Annotated in this window: 14 protein-coding genes; 9 read left to right on the top strand and 5 right to left on the bottom strand. The window is 57.6% G+C overall.

Annotated elements, in window-relative coordinates:
* The first annotated feature begins 48 nt into the window (after positions 1 to 48).
* The gene (locus RBB47_RS19260) at positions 49 to 942 is read left to right on the top strand and encodes a LysR family transcriptional regulator (RefSeq protein ID WP_305987497.1); all 894 of its coding nucleotides are present in this window, start codon (positions 49 to 51) and stop codon (positions 940 to 942) included.
* 65 nt (positions 943 to 1007) lie between these two features.
* On the opposite strand, the gene RBB47_RS19265 is transcribed toward RBB47_RS19260, so the two are convergent.
* Together RBB47_RS19265 and RBB47_RS19270 are read right to left on the bottom strand one after the other, a co-directional pair.
* Positions 1008 to 1394, bottom strand: coding sequence for a Rap1a/Tai family immunity protein (locus RBB47_RS19265; RefSeq protein ID WP_305987498.1), 387 nt, complete (start codon positions 1392 to 1394; stop codon positions 1008 to 1010).
* A gap of 62 nt (positions 1395 to 1456) precedes the next feature.
* A complete protein-coding gene (locus RBB47_RS19270) occupies positions 1457 to 3802 on the bottom strand; it encodes a hypothetical protein (RefSeq protein WP_305987499.1) in 2346 nt (781 codons plus the stop codon).
* 237 nt (positions 3803 to 4039) lie between these two features.
* On the opposite strand from RBB47_RS19270, the gene RBB47_RS19275 reads away from it, so the two are divergent.
* From RBB47_RS19275 to RBB47_RS19295, 5 genes are all read left to right on the top strand, one after another.
* On the top strand, positions 4040 to 4846 hold the full coding sequence (locus tag RBB47_RS19275) for a Crp/Fnr family transcriptional regulator (RefSeq protein ID WP_305987500.1): 807 nt from the start codon (positions 4040 to 4042) through the stop codon (positions 4844 to 4846).
* A complete protein-coding gene (locus RBB47_RS19280; RefSeq protein ID WP_305987501.1) occupies positions 4843 to 6828 on the top strand; it encodes a heme lyase CcmF/NrfE family subunit in 1986 nt (661 codons plus the stop codon). The genes RBB47_RS19275 and RBB47_RS19280 overlap by 4 nt, the downstream gene beginning before the upstream one ends.
* A gap of 9 nt (positions 6829 to 6837) precedes the next feature.
* On the top strand, positions 6838 to 7326 hold the full coding sequence (locus RBB47_RS19285) for a cytochrome c-type biogenesis protein (protein WP_305987502.1): 489 nt from the start codon (positions 6838 to 6840) through the stop codon (positions 7324 to 7326).
* Positions 7323 to 8747: a c-type cytochrome biogenesis protein CcmI gene (gene ccmI / locus RBB47_RS19290; RefSeq protein ID WP_305987503.1), complete on the top strand. Its 1425-nt coding sequence runs from the start codon at positions 7323 to 7325 to the stop codon at positions 8745 to 8747. Before RBB47_RS19285 ends, ccmI begins: the two co-directional genes overlap by 4 nt.
* A gap of 119 nt (positions 8748 to 8866) precedes the next feature.
* Positions 8867 to 10348: a YdiU family protein gene (locus RBB47_RS19295; protein ID WP_305987504.1), complete on the top strand. Its 1482-nt coding sequence runs from the start codon at positions 8867 to 8869 to the stop codon at positions 10346 to 10348.
* 21 nt (positions 10349 to 10369) lie between these two features.
* On the opposite strand, the gene RBB47_RS19300 is transcribed toward RBB47_RS19295, so the two are convergent.
* Positions 10370 to 10960, bottom strand: a complete 591-nt coding sequence (locus tag RBB47_RS19300; RefSeq protein WP_305987505.1) for a TetR/AcrR family transcriptional regulator — start codon at positions 10958 to 10960, stop codon at positions 10370 to 10372.
* A gap of 211 nt (positions 10961 to 11171) precedes the next feature.
* Here RBB47_RS19300 and RBB47_RS19305 point away from each other — a divergent pair, with 211 nt between their 5' ends.
* Positions 11172 to 14573 (top strand): acyl-[ACP]--phospholipid O-acyltransferase, encoded by a 3402-nt coding sequence (locus RBB47_RS19305; protein ID WP_305987524.1) that lies wholly within the window; start codon positions 11172 to 11174, stop codon positions 14571 to 14573.
* A 129-nt stretch (positions 14574 to 14702) separates the two neighbouring features.
* Positions 14703 to 15131 carry an HIT family protein gene (locus tag RBB47_RS19310; RefSeq protein WP_305987506.1) on the top strand — a complete coding sequence of 143 codons (429 nt, stop codon included), beginning with the start codon at positions 14703 to 14705 and terminating at the stop codon, positions 15129 to 15131.
* Here RBB47_RS19310 and RBB47_RS19315 read toward each other — a convergent pair.
* Positions 15128 to 15778: a glutathione S-transferase family protein gene (locus RBB47_RS19315; protein WP_305987507.1), complete on the bottom strand. Its 651-nt coding sequence runs from the start codon at positions 15776 to 15778 to the stop codon at positions 15128 to 15130. The two genes, RBB47_RS19310 and RBB47_RS19315, sit on opposite strands and share 4 nt — an antisense overlap.
* 471 nt (positions 15779 to 16249) lie before the next feature.
* On the opposite strand from RBB47_RS19315, the gene RBB47_RS19320 reads away from it, so the two are divergent.
* Positions 16250 to 17353, top strand: a complete 1104-nt coding sequence (locus RBB47_RS19320) for a polysaccharide pyruvyl transferase family protein (RefSeq protein WP_305987508.1) — start codon at positions 16250 to 16252, stop codon at positions 17351 to 17353.
* Here the strand turns inward: RBB47_RS19320 and RBB47_RS19325 are convergent.
* Positions 17319 to 18545 carry a glycosyltransferase gene (locus RBB47_RS19325; protein WP_305987509.1) on the bottom strand — a complete coding sequence of 409 codons (1227 nt, stop codon included), beginning with the start codon at positions 18543 to 18545 and terminating at the stop codon, positions 17319 to 17321. The genes RBB47_RS19320 and RBB47_RS19325 overlap by 35 nt on opposite strands.
* Positions 18546 to 18559 lie beyond the last annotated feature (14 nt).

The following is an 18559-nucleotide window of genomic DNA, read 5'->3' on the forward strand; positions in this document are numbered from 1 at the left end:
ATTCTTTCATGTATAAGATCGAACAATAAGGGTATCATCGGACTTGAAATGCGATTACCGCTTGCAACACTTGAAATATTCACCGCTATCGCCGAGCACGGCAGCTTTCGTGCCGCAGCGAATGCGCTCGGAATCAAGCCCTCGACTGTCAGCCATCAACTGAAGAATCTCGAGGACCGCATCGGTACAGCACTTTTCATCCGGACCACACGATCCTTGAGCCTGACAGAAGCAGGCCGTGCGTTGCTGCGCGGAACGTCTCCGGCGTTCCGGCAAATCGCGGATGCTTTGGAAAGCGCACGCACCACAGGACATGCGGCAAGAGGCGTCTTGAAACTTGCCATGCCGGAACTCGCCTATCGTCTTGTCGTGGCAGAAGGCCTCCCCGGGTTCCGCGCGTCGTACCCGGATATTGAGATGGAGCTTTCGCTGACCGACGCATTTGAAGACATTCTTGGTGCCGGACTTCACGCCGGAATTCGACTAGGCGATTACATCGCGCAAGATATGATCGCGATTCGCCTGACCCCGCCGTTGCGCCTGTCAGTCTTGGGAGCACCATCCTACCTTGAGACATTCGGAACTCCCGAGCGGCCTCAGGATCTTCTGGATCATGAATGCATAAGGTACCGCTTCCACAGTTCCGGCAAATTGGCGCCGTGGATATGCTTGGAGGACGGCGGCGAGACGGAAGTGCAGGTCAACGGCAATCTGATCGTCAACACGCTGCCTGTAGTCGTTGACTCCGCTCGCCGGGGGGAAGGTCTTATTTTTGTCCTGGAGGCATTTGCCGCGGACGAGGTTGCAGCAGGCAATCTGGTCCCTGTCCTGGAAGACTTTATGCCCGACATGCCCGGGTTCTTTCTTTATTACCCGTGCGAATACCGAAATATGGTCCCGCTGAGGCTCTTCATCGAGCATTTGCGCAAACGGCCGACCTGACAAAAAAAAAGAAAGCGCGGCCCGATGTGAATTTCGAGCCGCGCCTTCATTCAAAGCACTGGAACTTACTGCTTACAGGGAAAATCCTGCTTCATCGTCTCCATCAGGGCCTCGCCGGCCATCATGGCTTTGCGATCGGTGAAGTCGGCGTGAACCCAGCGCATGAAAGCCCAACGGACTTCGTCCGGAATGTTCTGCTCCGGAAGGCAGATGTCCTTGCCTTCGCCGACTGCGCCCGTCACTTCAAGCGCATCCACAAATCCGATGATGTACTGCTCACACTCAATCTCTGCCGCCTGGCCCCAACGGGCATCATTGTCGGCTTCCTGACACGGAGACAGGAGTTCTTCGGCTGTGTAATTTGAATGAATCAGCAGCACAGACCCGGGGGCTGCCGCTGCCGGTGCGGCGATCAGGGACGCCGCAATCAGGGAAATTAGGCTGAAACGCATTGGTTTGCTCCAAGGGTAAACCAGGATGTCCCCCGCGCTTGGGCGCGGGGGACCTTTGCGCATTATTGCGCGCTTTTCTTTTCAGCAAGGGCGTGGACTGCCTGGTCCATGACGTCCTGGTGTTCCTCGTTGCTGAGGAATGCCGGGCTGTTGACTTTGTCCCACAAGTCTTCGTCCGTCATGTTCTGGTGGCAACCCATGCACAGGCCGGTGCGCTCCATTTTTTCGCGCATGTCCTGCGGCAGAGGACCGGTCAGCGGCCAGTGTGACCCGACGGTTACCAACTGCTTGCCGTCTTCGGTCACGATCCGGCTAAGGTCATGATCGAGGCTTGGAACAGCCTGCGACTGCATCTGGGTCTGGTTCGGGATGATTTCACCCGTTGCCGTTTCCAGATCGACCACGAAGCCCTTGTCGTACCCTTGCATGAAGCGGCCACCTGAGATGCCGTAACCCAAGGCTTTCGGGTTGTTGTGGCAGCTCTCGCAAGTGCGGGCTTCACGACCGGCGGTGTGCGGCTGAACGGCAGCATGGTCGAGACCCTTCGTTCCACCGGCATCCGGCGTCATCCAGGTTTCATTGTGCGCAACCGTATTGCCATCCTTGTCGATGACCGTCGTGATCACCTGACAACCAGGCATCAGCGGGCTGACGCGGCCTTCACCGTTGATACCAAGGGTCGGCTCTTCCCAGCGCAGGTAGGAGCGCGTCTCGGCAACTTTACCCGGGCTGGTCAGACCGTTGGTACCCATGGCGTTGTCAGCCGTCAGACCATCTTCGCCACGCGAGTTGGCGTTGTTGATCCAGTCGACGTCAGTCTTGCCTTCAGAGTAATCGACGGTGATGTGACAGCCGTAGCACTGAGGTGCCCAGTCCGCATGGCAGGCATAGCATTCCATGCTTTCCATGTGTTTGCCGACACTCATCATGGCGACTTCCGCGTTCGGCGATTTCCAGTTGCCGTCAAGCGCCAGCTGACGCAGGACCGGGACTTCGAAATCAAGACCCGAAGCAGAGTGCAGGATGACCTTGTCACCACGGCGGATCACGTTCCCCAGCGGGTTGCCGCGCGCGCTCAGCAGATAGCCGTCTTCCGCGTCATAGACTTCAGCGAAATATTGCTCTGCAGTGACGTCGTCGGCCAGACCGCGTGCGGTATCACCGATATCGGCATCATGTTCTTCACCATAGCCGAGCGGCAGCTCCCACGGGAATTTGGAAACCGTGCCGTGACAGTCTTCGCACTCGATTTCCACCTGAGCCAGGGTCGTCCCGGGCAGGTTGCCATCGCCATGCATGTCGATCGAGGTATGGCAATCCTGGCAGAGCATGCCGCCGGCCGGGTTGCCGTCACGCGATTCGATGGAATGGTGAAGATCGTCCTTCACATAGACATAGTTCTTGGTGTGAAGTTTCGGCTGTTTTCCGCCTTTTTCGTCGTAAGGCGAACCGTACGGGAATTCCATGATGCCCTGGTAGCTCACGCCGATACGCTTGCCGCGGTTGTGGCACGAGTTACAGGTCTCGGAAGGAATACCGGAATATTCAACCTCACCGACCGTGACCTTGGACTTGCGCGACCCCTGCATCTGGTGGGTAAGCAGTTTGCCAGGCTGGTCCTTGGCGATGGTCGGATCTCCGCCCTCGTAGAAGCCGTCGTTCGAATAAGGAACATGGCAGGACGAACAGCCGGCGCCGCGGAAGTCACCGCGTTTTTCACGGCCCGTCACACCGACGTGGCAGCGCTGACACTGCTGGCGTGAGTAGGTGATACCGGCCATGTTCGGATGTTCGGAAATCGCATCCACATCGACTTCAGGCACCTGTTCCATTGAACTTGGCATCTGATCCGGATGAGCTTCGATGAAAGCGACCATATAGTCCTTGTAGGCATCGGTGCCGACAGTCGGGACATTGCCGTCTTCATCGACCAGATCGTAGTTGCCGTAGACCGAGCGATGCGTGTCGATGACACCCCAGGACCACAGATTGCCCTGCAGCTTGCCGGCTTCCGTGTTCATGAGCGATTTGGTCAAGCGCTCCGCATATCCCTCGTGGCACTGGCCGCAGGACTTGTCTGCGATCCACAAGGCGCCTGGGTCGGGATAGAACGTGTGCGGGCCGCCTGCATCAGCAAGATCAGCAGGTGTCCCCTTGTGTGCTTCCTCGGCCGTCAGGCCTTGGGGGTTACCGCCGTGACAGACAACGCAGCCCGCTGGGTCGCCCAGATCGGGCCCCATAGCTTCAATTGTCTCCATCATCACGCCGGAGGTGAATTTCTCGATCCCTTCGTGACAGGACAAACAGCCCTTCTCATCCGCAACGGCCTGATCGACCGTTTCAGGGACCTCTTGAGCATAGGCCGTTCCGCACAGCAGAATTCCTATGGCTAGCAATAGTGATCTCACGGACCCGACTCCTTTAAAGCATAGTCGTAGCCCTGAAACCCTAGGACGGGTCCCGGATTCGGTTCTCTGACAATTCGCAGGAAAGTTCGATTAGCCGGTCCCGAACATCACTTTTGAATATTCAGTTCTTAGAAATGATCTAGGTCATGGCCCCCAGTTCTACGTCTTCTTACCCTTCGGCAAGCTGGGTGACAGGCCGGTAGGAGAGACCGCGCCTAATTCACAAATGGGGCGCGGATGGACAACTACGATATTCCCCTGGGCGGCAAATTGGAGTGCAGCGAAGCCATGTGCAAAACAAGGCTTTGCCAGCTCGTCATAGGCGGCCGTCTTCAGAAGAGACACAAAGTCCTGCAACGCGGCGACCGGCTGGATCTTGCTGGCGGTGCTTGCCGGAAAGTCTGGATCATCATCTATGGAATGGCGGCCATCTGCGTGGGTCTCTCGGATGGGCGTCGCCAGATTCTCGGCCTTGAGACAAGCGGTCACATCATGTGTGGCATGAACAACAGCCGCCAGACCGGGTCCTGGATTGAAGCTCTTTCTGAAACTGTCCTGTGTGAGATCGACCTGTCTTCGCTGGAAGCACCGGTGGCTTTCAACGGGGCCCAAACCAACGGTCAAAGGTTGGTCACCGAACTCTTCACCGTCATTCACCAGCGGCTCGAAGCCTGCTCCGCACATCTCGTCACCCTAGGCCGGCTCGACAGCACCGAACGCGTGACCCTGTTTCTGGCCGATATGGCTTATCGACTCGGGCGGTCCGTTGGAGAATCGCTTTACGTCGAAGTGCCGATGACCCGCGAAGACATTGCGGACTACCTGGGTCTCAACACCGAAACAATCAGCCGCGTCTTCTCACGGCTGAAGAAAAGCAGACTGGTTCAGTTTCCGTCCCGCAACGCCTTTGCCATTCCGGATCCGGACGCATTGGCACGCAGGTTGCCAATCGGCATTCCGGATTTTTCCTCAACAAGCCACGTCAGCAATTTTCTGACAGCTGTTAACGCACCCTCTCTCGTGCGCGATGGAGCACACTCATGATCATTGAATTCGGCCACTTTTGTCTGATTCTCGCCCTGGTCGTGGCTGTCCTGCAATCCGTTGTCCCGCTGTGGGGTGTGCGAACGGACAATGCAGCTGCCATGCGCTTTGGCGACCACGCCGCCGAAATCCAGTTTCTGGCAACAGCAACCGCTTTTGGTGTCCTGACCTATGCCTACGTCGTTTCTGACTTTTCAGTCCTCAACGTTGCGCTGAACAGCCACTCCGCCAAGCCGATGCTCTATAAGGTGACCGGCGTCTGGGCAAATCATGAAGGATCCATGCTTCTCTGGGTCCTGATCCTGACGCTGTTCAGCGTGCTGATTGCGTTTTTCGGCAAGGCCATTCCGGTCAGCATGCGCGCCGTCGTTCTGGCCGTCCAGGCCATGATTGGCGTCGGCTTCCTGGCATTCATCCTGCTCACGTCCAATCCGTTCGAACGGATCCCCGTCCCGCCGCTGGACGGCCAGGGCATGAACCCGTTGCTGCAGGATCCAGGTGTCGCATTTCACCCGCCCCTGCTCTATCTCGGCTATGTCGGTTTTTCGACGGCCTTCTCCTTTGCCATCGCTGCATTGGTGCGCGGTCAGGTCGATCCAAGTTGGGCGCGGTGGATGCGGCCGTGGATCCTGCTTGCATGGTCGGGATTGACCGCGGGTATCGCACTTGGCAGCTGGTGGGCTTACTACGAGCTCGGCTGGGGCGGTTTCTGGTTCTGGGATCCGGTTGAAAATGCTTCCTTCATGCCGTGGCTCCTGGGCACAGCTCTCCTGCATTCGGCGATTGTCGTCGAAAAGCGCGCAGCTCTTTTGAACTGGACGATACTGCTGGCGATCCTGACATTCGCCCTCAGCCTGATCGGGACGTTCCTGGTCCGCTCTGGCATTCTTTCCTCGGTCCATGCTTTTGCCAACGATCCGGAACGCGGTGTCTTCATCCTGTTCCTGCTCGTGCTGGCAATCGGCGGCGCTCTGACGCTCTTTGCGGCCAGAGCATCGGAAATCCGTGAAGGCGGCACATTCGCAACCGTTTCGCGCGAAACGGGTCTGTTGATGAACAACGTGCTCTTGAGCGCTTGCACGGCGACTGTTTTCGTCGGCACCCTTTTCCCGCTGTTTCTCGACATAGCGTCCGGCGAAAAGATCACTGTCGGCGCGCCTTACTTCAACCGGACATTCCTGCCGATATTTGCCGGCGTTGTCGTGCTGGCCGCCATCGGTCCATTCCTCTCCTGGAAAAGGGCAAATGTCCGCCGCCTGCGCAAGGACGTGCTGATCACATGCATGATCACAGCGCTTATCGGCATCGGACTGCTTGTGCTATTCGGTCGGCCTGATTCGGTCAGTATTTTTGGTGTTGGTATTGCCATCTTCCTGGGCGTTGCCACGATTTTGGACCTTGCACGCCGCGCAGGCATCGGGACGACAAATTGGAGCAGCATCCCGCGCCGCCTCGCCGGACTGCCTCTTTCGGCCTGGGGTCTGTGCCTCGGTCATTTCGGACTTGCGGTCGCTTCGGCCGGCGTTGTTGCAGCGTCCCTTTGGACCGTCGAAGAGATCCAGACCGTCACGCCCGGAAATCCTGTGAGCGTCGGCCCCTACGAGTACACGCTGGTCGACGTGAAAAACGGCATGGGACCGAACTACCGCACGTCCGTTGCAACGGTTTCTGTCAGCAGAGACGGCAATGAAGTCACAACGCTGCACCCAGAACGGCGCTGGTACCCGGTCGAGCAGAAACCGACGACGGAAGCCGGTATCGAAACACGATGGCACGGTGACTTCTACGCTGTCCTCGGCGATCCAGCCTCAAACGGCCAGTTCGTTACCCGTTTCTATTACAATCCGGGGGTTCCATGGATGTGGCTGGGCGCCTTCCTGATCTCGATATCCGGCCTTGTTTCGCTCGCCGACAGACGCTTGCGCGTCGGTGTCCCAACCCCGTCGCGCGCCGCAGCGCCACTCCCTCAACCTGCAGAATAGGAGGACATGATGCGTAAATCCTTCGGTCATCTCCTCTCCGGACTGTTGCTTACGCTCGCGACGCTGATGATGCTCAGCGGCCCGGCAGCCGCAGTCGATGGCGACGAGATGTTTGCAGATCCGGCAAGGGAAGCGCGGGCCCGTGATGTTGGCCGCCAGCTCAGATGCCTTGTCTGCCAGAACCAGTCGATCTTCGATTCAAACTCCGGTCTTGCCAAGGACCTGCGCGTGCTCGTCAGGACGCGGATGGATGAGGGCGACACGGACAGCGAAATCCTGTCCTACATCGCCGATCGCTATGGTGACTATGTACTGCTTCAACCGCGCCTTTCCGCCAAGAACGCCGTTTTGTGGGCAGCGCCAATTGTCGCGCTTCTTCTCGGACTGGCAATGATGCTGCTCTATCTGCGCTCACGCGGACCACAGCGCACGGAAATTACACTGACTGAAGACGAGCGGGAAGCCGCACGCAAACTGCTTCAGGAAGGACGGTCATGACAATGTTCTGGTTCCTCTCAATTCCCGCCCTTGCGCTCTGCGCTCTCTGGCTCGCCTATCCCTTTCTGCGGCGGACGGAAATCGAACGCGATGAAACCGACGCAGCCCTTTCGATCTACAGGGATCAGGCCGATGAAGTGCGCCGCGACCTTAAATCCGGCCTCATTTCAAAGTCCGAATCCGAAGCAGCTCAAAGGGAAATCGAGGCTCGTGCCTTGAAAGCGGCCCGGCATTCGGCTGGCGGCATGTCGATCTCGCGCAAATCGCCTGTTGCAGCAATGGTCGTTGCAGGTGCCCTCGCCGCCGGTTCGGTTGCCGGATACGCGTGGCTCGGCACCGCAGGTGCAGAAGACCAACCGCTTGCTGCACGCAAAACAGAAGCGCTCGTTCAAAAAGCACAGGCCGGTGACATTGGCAGCCGGATCCAGCTTCTGGTGGAGACCGTCGAGAAAAACCCGGACTCATTCGAGGACTGGTGGTTGCTGGCCAGAAGCTACGCGGCGACGGGCGATAACGCCTCTGCAGCGGATGCCTACCGCCGGGCAGCGGAACTGTCCGACAACGATCCCGGTGTTCTGTCCGCCTATGCTGAGGCCATGACGCTTGCCAATGGCAACAAGGTCCCGCAAGCGGCAAAGATCCTCTTCCAACAAATCCGTGCCGAGACCGGAGATCCGCGTGCACGCTATTATCTGGCGCTGGCGAAAGCACAATCGCAGGACTTCAAGGGCGCTCTTGACGATTGGGCGGCGCTTGCCGCCGACTCGGAGCCGAACGCGCCCTGGATGCCGCTCGTACGACGCGACATCGTCAACATGGCGCGCTTTACGGAAAGCGATGTATCGCAGTATTTGCCGGACGCGAGCCGCGCAGAACTGAACAAGTCTGCCGGCAAACAGACAGACGAGGATCAGTTCGCCCTTCTGCGCAGAGCAAGCGCGTTGGACGAAAAGCTTGAAAACGATCCGGCGGACTACAAGGGTTGGCAGGAACTCGCGCAGATACGGGCCGCACTCGGCGATGCGGAAAAGGCCAAGTTTGCAATCGAGTCTGCCCGCAAGCAATTCTCGGCGGCGCCGTTCATCCTGTCAAAACTCGATGCAACGGCTGCCGATCTCGGGCTCGATCTGGTTGCTTCAACCGCACCGAGAGATCCAACAGAGGAAGAAATTGCAGCCGCCCAAAGCCTGTCGGCAGATGAACAGGCCGAGATGATCCAGGGCATGGTTGCCGGTCTTGCGGCCAAACTGGAGGAAAACCCGGACAATCCGGACGGCTGGGTGATGCTCGTTCGTTCCTACAGCCATCTCGGGGAAAAAGCGAAGGCTGATGCCGCCTACGCCCGGGCGCAGGAGCATTACGCTTCGAACCCGGACATGCTCGCAAAATTACGGGAGAATGTGGCAAGCCTGGTGCAGTAAACCGCTTGCTCGTCAAAACGCACATTCAGTGAAAAGCCGCTCTCGGAAACCGGGAGCGGCTTGCCTATATATGGTTCCAGCATCAAGCGCATTCGCCTAGCTCTTGCCGGAACCGACCCATGACTGCAAATCCTCCGCTGTTCCAATTCGACAATTCCTACGCCCGGGAACTGCCCGGATTTTACGTAGACTGGGAGGGCGCCAAGGTTCCCTCACCTGAACTTGTGCTTTTCAACCGGAAGCTTGCCGGGGAACTTGGCCTGGACGCAGTCGCTCTGGAAACGCCGGACGGTGCCGCAATCTTTGCCGGTGTGAAGCGCCCCGACGGTGCGTCCCCGCTTGCACAGGTCTATGCCGGACACCAGTTCGGCGGATTTTCGCCGCAGCTCGGAGACGGGCGCGCGCTCTTGCTTGGAGAGGTCATCGACCAGACAGGCAAACGGCGCGACATTCAGCTCAAGGGCTCCGGCCCGACACCTTTTTCGCGCGGCGGCGACGGCAAGGCGGTCATCGGGCCGGTCCTGCGGGAATACATTATCGGCGAGGCCATGAACGCTCTTAGCATTCCCACGACCCGGGCGTTGGCAGCGGTAACAACGGGCGAAGTTATCTACCGCGAAGGCCCGAAACCCGGTGCTGTCCTGACCCGCGTTGCCAGCAGCCACCTGCGCGTCGGGACGTTCCAGTTTTTTGCCGCGCGCGGGGAGACAGACAAGGTGCGTCAGCTCGCCGACTACGCGATCTCGCGACACGATCCAGACCTGAAAGACGCCGATGATCGCTATCTGAAACTGTTCGGCCGGGTCATGGAACGGCAGGCAAACCTGATCGCGCAATGGGTTCTTGTCGGGTTCGTACATGGGGTCATGAACACCGACAACACCACGATCTCTGGCGAAACAATCGACTACGGACCGTGTGCCTTTCTCGACACCTACGACACAGCAGCCGTCTTCAGCTCTATCGACCATGGTGGACGTTACGCGTTCGGGCGACAGCCCGTCATCGCGCAGTGGAACCTGGCGCGTCTTGCCGAGGCCCTGCTGGCACTTATCAACCCCGACGATCTCGACAAGGCAGTTGAAGTCGTCAGCGCAGAACTCGGCCGTTTTCCGGATCTTTACAAGTCCGCCTGGCTGGATGGCATGCGTGCAAAACTCGGCCTGGAACACAAAGACGAAGGCGATCTTCAGCTTGCCGAAGATCTTTTGGCGCTGATGCAGGAACAGCGCGTCGATTACACGATGCTGTTTCGCACACTCTCGAACGCTGCAACCGGGTCGCCGGACGAGGCCCGTGAGCTGTTTGCCGAAGGGCCGGCATTCGATGACTGGGCTGCGCGATGGCGAGACAGGCTCAATCAGGAAGGTGCGGACCTGCAAGTTGTCAGCACGCGTATGGACAGGACGAACCCCGTCTACATCCCGCGCAACCACAAGGTGGAAGAAGTCCTGGAGGCTGCTGAATCCGGAGATCATGAGCCCGTCAAAAAACTTCTGGATGTTCTTGCATCACCCTATGAGGAACGGCCCGGGCTGGAAGACTACGCGACACCCGCGCCAAGTGAGTTCGGGCCTTACCGGACGTTCTGCGGGACCTGATGTCAGGCTGGCGGGGTCAATTCAGGATCCTGCCAGCCGTTCCACCAGAAACATCAACTCGCGATCCATCACTTCGTCTGAAAGCCCGATGAAGCGATCCTCAAGGCTTATGGCGACAAGCCCATGAACAGCGGCAAAGCACGTTCGTGTGCGGGCCGCCAGATCCTCGTCTGACAGCTCTGGCGCAAGTTGGCGAAGCGGCGCTGCGATGAAGGCGAGCAACGCAATATTGCCCTGAATGTGGCTTTCAGGTGCAGGCGTTCCTTCCGGCAGATGGTGGGAGAACAACGTCGTCCAGAGATTCGTGTTGTCTTGGGCAAAATCACGGTATGTGCGTGCCAGGGTCTTCAACAGATCCAGAGGATCGCTTTTACCGACGACGGCATCAGAGACGGCGGACCTGATACGCTCAAGCGTTACGGTGTTTACAGCAACTAAAAGCGCATCCTGATCTTCGTAGTGTTTGTAGACCGAACCGACTGAATAGCCGGCCTCGCTTGCAATCTTGCGGATCTGAACCGCTTCCATGCCGCCCTGTTCGACCGCCCTGACGGCAGCCTCCAGAACCCGGCGTTGGGTTTCTTCGCTTTTTGCCTTTTGAATTCCAGCCATCACCAGCTCTCACACTTAAAAGTGAACTTAGTTCATTTTTTTCTTGACATACCTTATTTCGTGTGGCTTTGTCAATAAATGAACATTGTTCACTTTTTGAAAAGTGCCGTTGTTCAAAGGTTTTGTGCCCGCCTTCGCCCTTGAACTGCACACCATGCAGCATCCGGGGTCTGAGGCCACTCGAAGGGAGATGGAATTGAGCAAAACGCTGATGACATCAAAGCGGTTCGCGCCGCTGTTCTGGACCCAGTTTCTGTCGGCATTCAACGACAATTTCCTGAAAAACACCCTCGTCTTTCTGGTGTTGTTCCAGATCACCAATTCTGGTGCCGACATTGGCGAGGCAGGCGGATTGATTGCGCTGGCAGGCGCCGTGTTCGTAGCACCCTATCTGTTTCTGTCAGCCCTTGGTGGTGAGCTTGCAGATAAGTTCGACAAGTCAAGAATGGCCCGGATGACCAAGGGTATTGAGGTTGCAGGAGCACTCCTGGCGGCGGTCGGAATGGTGCTCTCTTCCCTGCACATTCTCTTTGCTGCGCTCTTCTTGTTCGGCGCCATGTCGGCAACCTTCAGCCCCGTGAAATACGGACTGCTGCCGGAACATCTGTCTCCTTCCCACTTGCCGCGCGCAAATGCATGGGTCGAGGCGGGTACTTTCCTTGCCATATTGGGCGGTACGATTTCAGCCGGGCTGGTTTTTTCTTCCGCAGCACCGGTCACCGTCTTTGCGCCGGTCATGATCGGTCTTGCCCTTGCCTGCTACGCAATGAGCCGGCAAATCCCGAAATCAAAGCCGGCGTCGCCGGACTTGAAGGTCGATTGGAACGTCCTGACCTCCACCTGGCGCATCTTGTCCGATCTGAAGAAAGACAAGCGTTTGTTCCGCGTCGCCCTGATGAATGCGTGGTTTTGGCTGATCGGCGCCATGGTGCTTGCGCTCTTGCCGCTCATAGTCAAGGACACCCTTGGCGGCGATGAAACAGCTGTGACCTATTTCCTGACTGTCTTTGCGGTTTCAATCGGCATCGGGTCAGCGCTGGCCGCCTGGTTGTCTGCAGGACGCGTTATCCTCCTCCCCGCGCCTGTTGGAACACTTCTTTTGGCGTTTTTCTCTCTCGATGCTGCTTTAACACTTGCCAACCTGCCACCGGTAACACCGGCGCCGGACCTCGCCAGCTTCTTGCAGGGTGACGGCGTCATGCGGTTGACGATCGATATGGCCGGACTGGCGATTTCAGGTGCGCTCCTGGTGGTCCCGACCTTTACTGCGCTTCAGCTCTGGTCCGCCCCGAAAGAGCGCGCACGGCGCATCGCGGGCACCAATGCGCTCGGTGCTGCCTTGATGACACTCGGTGGTCTCGTTCTAGCGGCTGCGCAAAAAGCCGGCGCTTCTGTGCCGGCGGTCATGGCCACACTTGCCGCCCTCAATCTCGGGGCCGCCGGCTTCATGTTGAAGTACCTGCCAACCAATCCGATGCGGGATGTGGTTTCGATCCTCTATCGCGCGATCTTCCGGGTGGAAATCAAGGGGTTGGAGAACCTTGAAAAGGCAGGTGAAGCCCCGATCCTGGCGTTGAACCACGTGTCCTACCTGGACGCGAGCCTCGCCCTCACCCTGCTGGACCGCGATCCGACATTTGCAATTGATTTCAACATTGCAAAGCGCTGGTGGGTGCGTCCCTTTTTGACGTTGGCCAATGCCCTGCCCATCAACCCGGCCAAACCAATGGCAACACGATCGCTGATCAATGTCGTGAAGTCGGGAGAACCGATGGTGATCTTCCCGGAAGGCCGCCTCACAGTCACAGGATCGCTGATGAAGGTTTATGATGGCGCTGCAATGGTTGCCGACAAAACCAAGGCCAAAATCGTGCCGATCCGCATCGAGGGCCTTGAAAAAACGCCGTTTTCCTTTTTGAACCCGAACCAGATCCGCAAACGTCTGTTTCCGAAAGTGAGAGTTACGATCATGGAACCGAAACGCCTGGAATTGCCGGAAAACCTGAAAGGCCAAAAGCGTCGCGCTGCTGCGGGAAGCGAGCTATACCAGATCATGTCCGACCTGATGTTTGAATCGAGCCTGGCCGACAAGACCATTCTTGAGCAGGTGATAGAGACCGCGAAAGAGCGTGGATATTCAGAACTGGCACTGGAAGATCCGGTGTCCGGCAAACTGAACTACGGCAAGCTGCTCACAGGCGTCTCCGTCCTCGGTCACAAGATCATGACCCTCGCCACAGATAGCAAAACGATCGGCATCATGTTGCCGAACGCAACCGGCTCGGCGGTCACCTTTCTGGCAGCAATGTCGGCAGGCAAGGTTCCAGCGATGCTGAACTTCACAGCCGGCTTGGAAAATGTCCTCTCGGCTTGCCGGACCGCGAAAGTGGATACGGTTTTGTCTTCGCGCGCGTTCATTCGCCAGGCCAAGCTGGAAGCGCTTGTCGAGGGAATGGAACCACACGTCAAATTCGTCTGGTTGGACGAATTGCGCAAGGAAATCACCTTGCTCGATAAGATCAAAGGGATGGCAAGGCGCAAGCGGCCTCTTGTCCGGCGCACCGGCAACGACACAGCGGTCGTCCTGTTCACCTCCGGGTCTGAAGGCACACCGAAAGGCGTTGTGCTGACGCACAAGAACATCCTGGCAAATGCGACCCAAGCGGCCGCAAGGATCGACTTCTCACCGTCCGACAAGGTGTTCAACGTCCTGCCGATGTTCCATTCCTTCGGCCTGACGGCGGGAACGATCCTGCCGCTGATTTCGGGTGTCCCGACCTTCCTGTATCCCTCACCGCTCCACTACCGGATCATTCCGGAGCTGATCTACGGGTCCAATGCAACGATCCTGTTCGGCACGGATACGTTCCTGAATGGTTATGCGCGCGTAGCCCATGCATATGATTTCCGCTCGCTGCGTTATTGCTTTGCAGGCGCGGAACCGGTCAAACCGTCTACCCGCGAGACTTACATGGAAAAATTCGGTCTGCGCGTTCTGGAGGGTTACGGTGTCACGGAAGCCGCGCCGGTCATTGCCATCAACACCCCGATGTTCAACAAACCGGGTACGGTTGGCCAGCTTATGCCAGGCATGTCTGCGGAGCTGGAACCTGTCCCCGGCGTGGAAAACGGTGGTCGCCTTTATGTCTCAGGCCCCAACATCATGGTCGGGTACCTGAAATCGGACAATCCAGGTGTGGTCGAGCCTCTTGTCGACGGCTGGCACGACACGGGTGATATCGTCGAGATCGATGAAGATGGCTTCATCACGATCAAGGGACGGGCTAAGCGTTTTGCCAAGATCGGCGGCGAGATGGTGTCGCTGGCTGCGGTCGAGGCAATTGCCGGTGAGATCTGGCCGGAACATCTTTCGGCGGTCACGGCCGTCAAGGATCCCAAGAAAGGCGAGAAACTGATCCTGATCACGGAATGTGCCGAAGCCACCAGATCGGACTTCATCGAAGCTGCCAAGGCACGCGGCGCCCAGGATCTCATGATCCCGGCAGAAGTGCGGGTCGTGGAAAGTGTTCCGGTCCTCGGCTCTGGCAAAATCGACTTCGCGGGGGTTACGAAGATGGTGTCTGATGCGGCCGGGTTTCAAAACGCGGCATAAATCTGAACGACCGAGTGGCCCGGTCTAACCGGGCCACTTCCCTCTTGCTCCACGTGGCGATGTGCGAATAGTCTCCGGCAACCGTGCTGTTGCACGCCATGGATTGCCCGATAACAGGAAGAGCTTCGCATGACCGCGCCCGCCTATGACGATCAGAACGTTTTTGCAAAAATCCTGCGCGGTGAACTGCCGAGCCACAAGATTTACGAGGACGACAAGACCCTTGTGATCATGGACATCATGCCACGCGGCGACGGACACATCCTGGTGATTCCCAAGGCACCGTCCCGGAACATCCTTGATATCGAAACGGACGATCTGAATGCGGTAATGGCAACGGTTCAGAAAATGGCCCGGACGGTGATCAAGGCCTTCGGCGCGGACGGAACAACCATTCAGCAGTTTTCAGAGCCCGCCGGTGGACAGGTGGTGTTTCACACCCATGTTCACGTCATTCCGCGCTTTGACGGCGTTTCTCTGAAGCCGCATACCGGCCAAATGGCAGACAACGAAGTGCTTGCCGGCCACGCGGAAAAAATACGGGCGGTATTGGGCTAATTCACACCGGCCTGATTGGCAGCGTCTTCCTGCTCTTTGGCAAGATTCTGGTCTTCCTGAAGGACTTTGACAGCCGCCGGGCGCTCGAAAAAACGCTGGGTGTAGGCTTTGAACTCTTCAAACTCGGGAACGAGCCCAAAGACCATGCCCCAGCGCAAGCCCATCGCCCACAAGATGTCCAAAGCCGTCATCTGCTCGCCCAGAACAAAGGGGCCCGACGCTAGCTGTGTGCGCATGTTTTCCATGACGGTGTCGTAGCTCCCGTAGGGCGACATTATCTGGGGCGCCTCTTCTCGTTTCAGAGCCCTGTCGACCAGCGCCGGTTCGAAACACGATGCCATATACACAAACCAGCGCAGATAGGGTCCACGGCGCGGGTCATCGAGAGCCGGCGTCAATCCCTTTTCCGGAAAGAGATCAGCGAGAAAAATGTAGATTGCGACCTGCTCGGTAATGACGGCATTGCCACATCGAACAGTCGGCACCTTGCCAGCCGGATTTATCGCCAGAAAACTCGGTTGCCGGTTTTCTCCGAGTTTCACGTTGAGGACGTTCAGGGTATAGGGCGCGCCAAGTTCCTCAAGAAGAACGCGCACACCTGTTGCGCGGGACTGAGGGGCGTAAAAGAGTTCCACCTGCTCTGCCATGGTCGTGTCCAATCCAATTGGGTCCAAAAGTGTGCAAAGGATGCATCGGGTGTTTGGGAGATCCGGAATAATGCGGTTGAGCTTGCTGAATCGGGCCTTTCAAAACGCCAGTCAACAATTCCAGAGCGCGCCGCAAAACAAACGCTAACATTATCGAATTCACCGGTCGAGACGGAAGCACGCTTCGCGCACCACTCTTCTGCGCAAACGCTGCATGGCAGACCTTGCGTTGTTTGTCGCTGATGACGGAATTTGCGGGTACTCGCAGTGGTGATCGGTGTCTGACGCGATCTCTCGTTGATCATCGATTTTGGCGATACCAGACGATAGCTGGAAGACGCGAGTTTCAGCGCCGGTTTACGACATGGAGCGAGTCATCTAATTGGGAATTTGAGCGTGTTCTGCCATGAGACTCTTTTGTTTTACGAACATCCAGTCTAGATGATCGTTATGAACCGGGAACCAACCTAGATGTACCTGATCCTTCACGCTTTCAGTCGCCGGAACGCGGGAGACGGGTTGCTTGTGGATCTGACACTGGAGGCACTGGAAGCTGCGGGCGTCGCGCGGTCGGAATGTGCCTTGTTGGCGCTCGACCCGGAGAGTTTTCCGGACTTTGGAACCGTCTTCCGGGCACCGGGAGAACCCTCAGCCAGAGTATCTTGGAAGCTCTTCCAGGCCGGACTGAATTTGGGCGTCGATTTGGTGAGCGGAGGAACGGTCGGTTCCGTCCCTGCCCTGGTGCGCAGATCCAAAGGCCTGATTGCCGTGGGTGGTGGGTATCTGGTTGCCGACAGCCTGGTCCGGCAAGCCGGCGTTTTGCTTAATCACATGACACAACTATCTTCGGCGTCTCGTTCGGATGTTCCAACGGTTTATCTTCCGCAAAGCATCGGCCCGCTGGACGGCATTGCCGGAAGAATGGCACGCAACCATCTCGCAGGCATGGACCGCGTGTTCGTGCGCGACGACAAAACCATGGCGGAGCTAAACCTGCCGAACACCAGACGTATCGGCGACTTGGCGGTGTTGAAGCTGGCCAGACAAATTGAAGAAATTTCTCCCGTCGATCCGCAGGATCAAACCATTCTCGTTGGGCGGGATCTGCCAAACCCCGACATGTATCTCGAAAATCTTGACCAGCTTGCCGAAAGACTCGAAGCGCCAAGATGGGCAGTGCAAGCCGACACGCGTGGCCCCCGCAGCGACAAGGCGTTCTACGAACGGCGCGGCTACAAAGATGCAGAGCCGTTTGGCACGCTGCTTGAGGCAGGTGTGCCGGGGGTTGTTGTGTCCGTTCGATTGCATGGAGCGATTGCAGCCCTGCTTGCTGGTCGCCCGGCCATTCATCTGTCCTATGAGCGCAAGGGTTGGGGAGCCTACGAAGATCTTGGGATTGCAGAATACGTCCACGATGCAAGATCTTTCGACGTTGATAGGGTCTTGCAGCAGGTCAAAGCATTGCAGGCCGATCCGGCAGAGTTCTGGGAGCGCATACGGTCCGCGGCGCCTTCCTCGAAGGAGCAGTATCAGGAGATGGTCACCGAGATGCGTTCACTGCTGGTCCCCGAGTGAGCCGGCTTTCGATGATTTCGAGGTATTCTTCAATCAACCTGTCCCATCGGTAACGTCCGATCGTCTCCCGCAAAAGCTTGGCGCGGGTTGCTACGTCTTCGGGCGTAAGCGCCAGGGTCGATTTCAGGGCGTCGGCAAACGCGTTCACATCTGCCGGCTCTTCCAGGAACGTCACACATTCGCGGATTGCAGTCCATTCGGGCAGCAAAGTGATATTCGTGTCTGGTGAGGCAATCACCGGCTTGCCGCTTGCCAATGCCTCAAGCAATGCGACGGGAAGCCCCTCGCTGTCCCCTTTGTCAGAGACTGAGGGAAAGGCCATGGCGAAGCATTTGGCGAAAAACTCCTGCTTCTGACGTCCGGACAAAAACCCTGGAAATTGAATGTTCGCCCGATCCGGGATCCGGGCGAGTGTTTCGGCCTCTTCACCGTCACCGGCAATCGCAATCGGGAAGGTCTTGCCTTCCTCGGCCAGCCTCTCAGCCGCGGCAATCAGGTGATGCAGCCCCTTCTTACGCGACAAGCGCGAAATCGTCCCGAAGGCATAGGCGCACTCTTCGACGGAGTAAGACGACTTGGCCTCGTCCGGGTCCAATGCCAGCCCCATCGGCAAGACATGGCTGTCGATGTCAGGCAAAATTGACTGGGCGTACGCCTGCTGATTGCTGTTGACGCAAAAGAATGCCGTTGCCTTGCGCAACACGGTACGGGCCAGGCGATGGCCCATCCCGCCGAATTTCTCAAAGACGGCAAGGTCCGATGAATGGTTCTGAAGGATGTAAGGCACATTCATGGACTGGTGCAATCGGTACGCCACCAGACCCTGCGGCATGATCCAGTGCGCGTAGACCAGATCAATGTCGTGCATTTTGATCAGGCGTTTTGCGGCAAAGTACTGCGCAGCAACAAAAGAAGGGATTTGCAGAGCCCTCGTAGGCTTCTCGCGCAGGTTTGGCAAAATGGCCGGATAAGCAAGTGTCTGATAGCCCTCAGGCCACATGTACTTAAAACGAAAGATGTTGATGTCATCAGTTTTCTCCTCCTTGGCAGCCTGCTTATCGTGCGGCGCAAGGACAAAGACATCGTCCGATGGTCGGGCCTTTTTCCAGGCACTGGCTTGTTCCAGAACAAAAGGCGCCTGCTGGTCACCTGAAAAACGCGGCAAAGTTGATGTCAGAAACAGTATTCTCATTCTGCGCCCAGTTT

Origin of the sequence: Roseibium sp. MMSF_3544 (assembly GCF_030732845.1) — a bacterium.
GTDB lineage: Bacteria > Pseudomonadota > Alphaproteobacteria > Rhizobiales > Stappiaceae > Roseibium.

What these genes read in the sequence shown, in the direction of transcription:
- RBB47_RS19325 (WP_305987509.1), bottom strand. Translation starts at nt 18,545, where the DNA reads ATGAGAATACTGTTTCTGACATCAACTTTGCCGCGTTTTTCAGGTGAC.
- RBB47_RS19315 (WP_305987507.1), bottom strand. Translation starts at nt 15,778, where the DNA reads ATGGCAGAGCAGGTGGAACTCTTTTACGCCCCTCAGTCCCGCGCAACA.
- RBB47_RS19275 (WP_305987500.1), top strand. Translation starts at nt 4,040, where the DNA reads ATGGACAACTACGATATTCCCCTGGGCGGCAAATTGGAGTGCAGCGAA.
- RBB47_RS19280 (WP_305987501.1), top strand. Translation starts at nt 4,843, where the DNA reads ATGATCATTGAATTCGGCCACTTTTGTCTGATTCTCGCCCTGGTCGTG.
- RBB47_RS19285 (WP_305987502.1), top strand. Translation starts at nt 6,838, where the DNA reads ATGCGTAAATCCTTCGGTCATCTCCTCTCCGGACTGTTGCTTACGCTC.
- RBB47_RS19320 (WP_305987508.1), top strand. Translation starts at nt 16,250, where the DNA reads ATGTACCTGATCCTTCACGCTTTCAGTCGCCGGAACGCGGGAGACGGG.
- RBB47_RS19265 (WP_305987498.1), bottom strand. Translation starts at nt 1,394, where the DNA reads ATGCGTTTCAGCCTAATTTCCCTGATTGCGGCGTCCCTGATCGCCGCA.
- RBB47_RS19305 (WP_305987524.1), top strand. Translation starts at nt 11,172, where the DNA reads ATGACATCAAAGCGGTTCGCGCCGCTGTTCTGGACCCAGTTTCTGTCG.
- RBB47_RS19300 (WP_305987505.1), bottom strand. Translation starts at nt 10,960, where the DNA reads ATGGCTGGAATTCAAAAGGCAAAAAGCGAAGAAACCCAACGCCGGGTT.
- RBB47_RS19260 (WP_305987497.1), top strand. Translation starts at nt 49, where the DNA reads ATGCGATTACCGCTTGCAACACTTGAAATATTCACCGCTATCGCCGAG.
- ccmI (WP_305987503.1), top strand. Translation starts at nt 7,323, where the DNA reads ATGACAATGTTCTGGTTCCTCTCAATTCCCGCCCTTGCGCTCTGCGCT.
- RBB47_RS19295 (WP_305987504.1), top strand. Translation starts at nt 8,867, where the DNA reads ATGACTGCAAATCCTCCGCTGTTCCAATTCGACAATTCCTACGCCCGG.
- RBB47_RS19310 (WP_305987506.1), top strand. Translation starts at nt 14,703, where the DNA reads ATGACCGCGCCCGCCTATGACGATCAGAACGTTTTTGCAAAAATCCTG.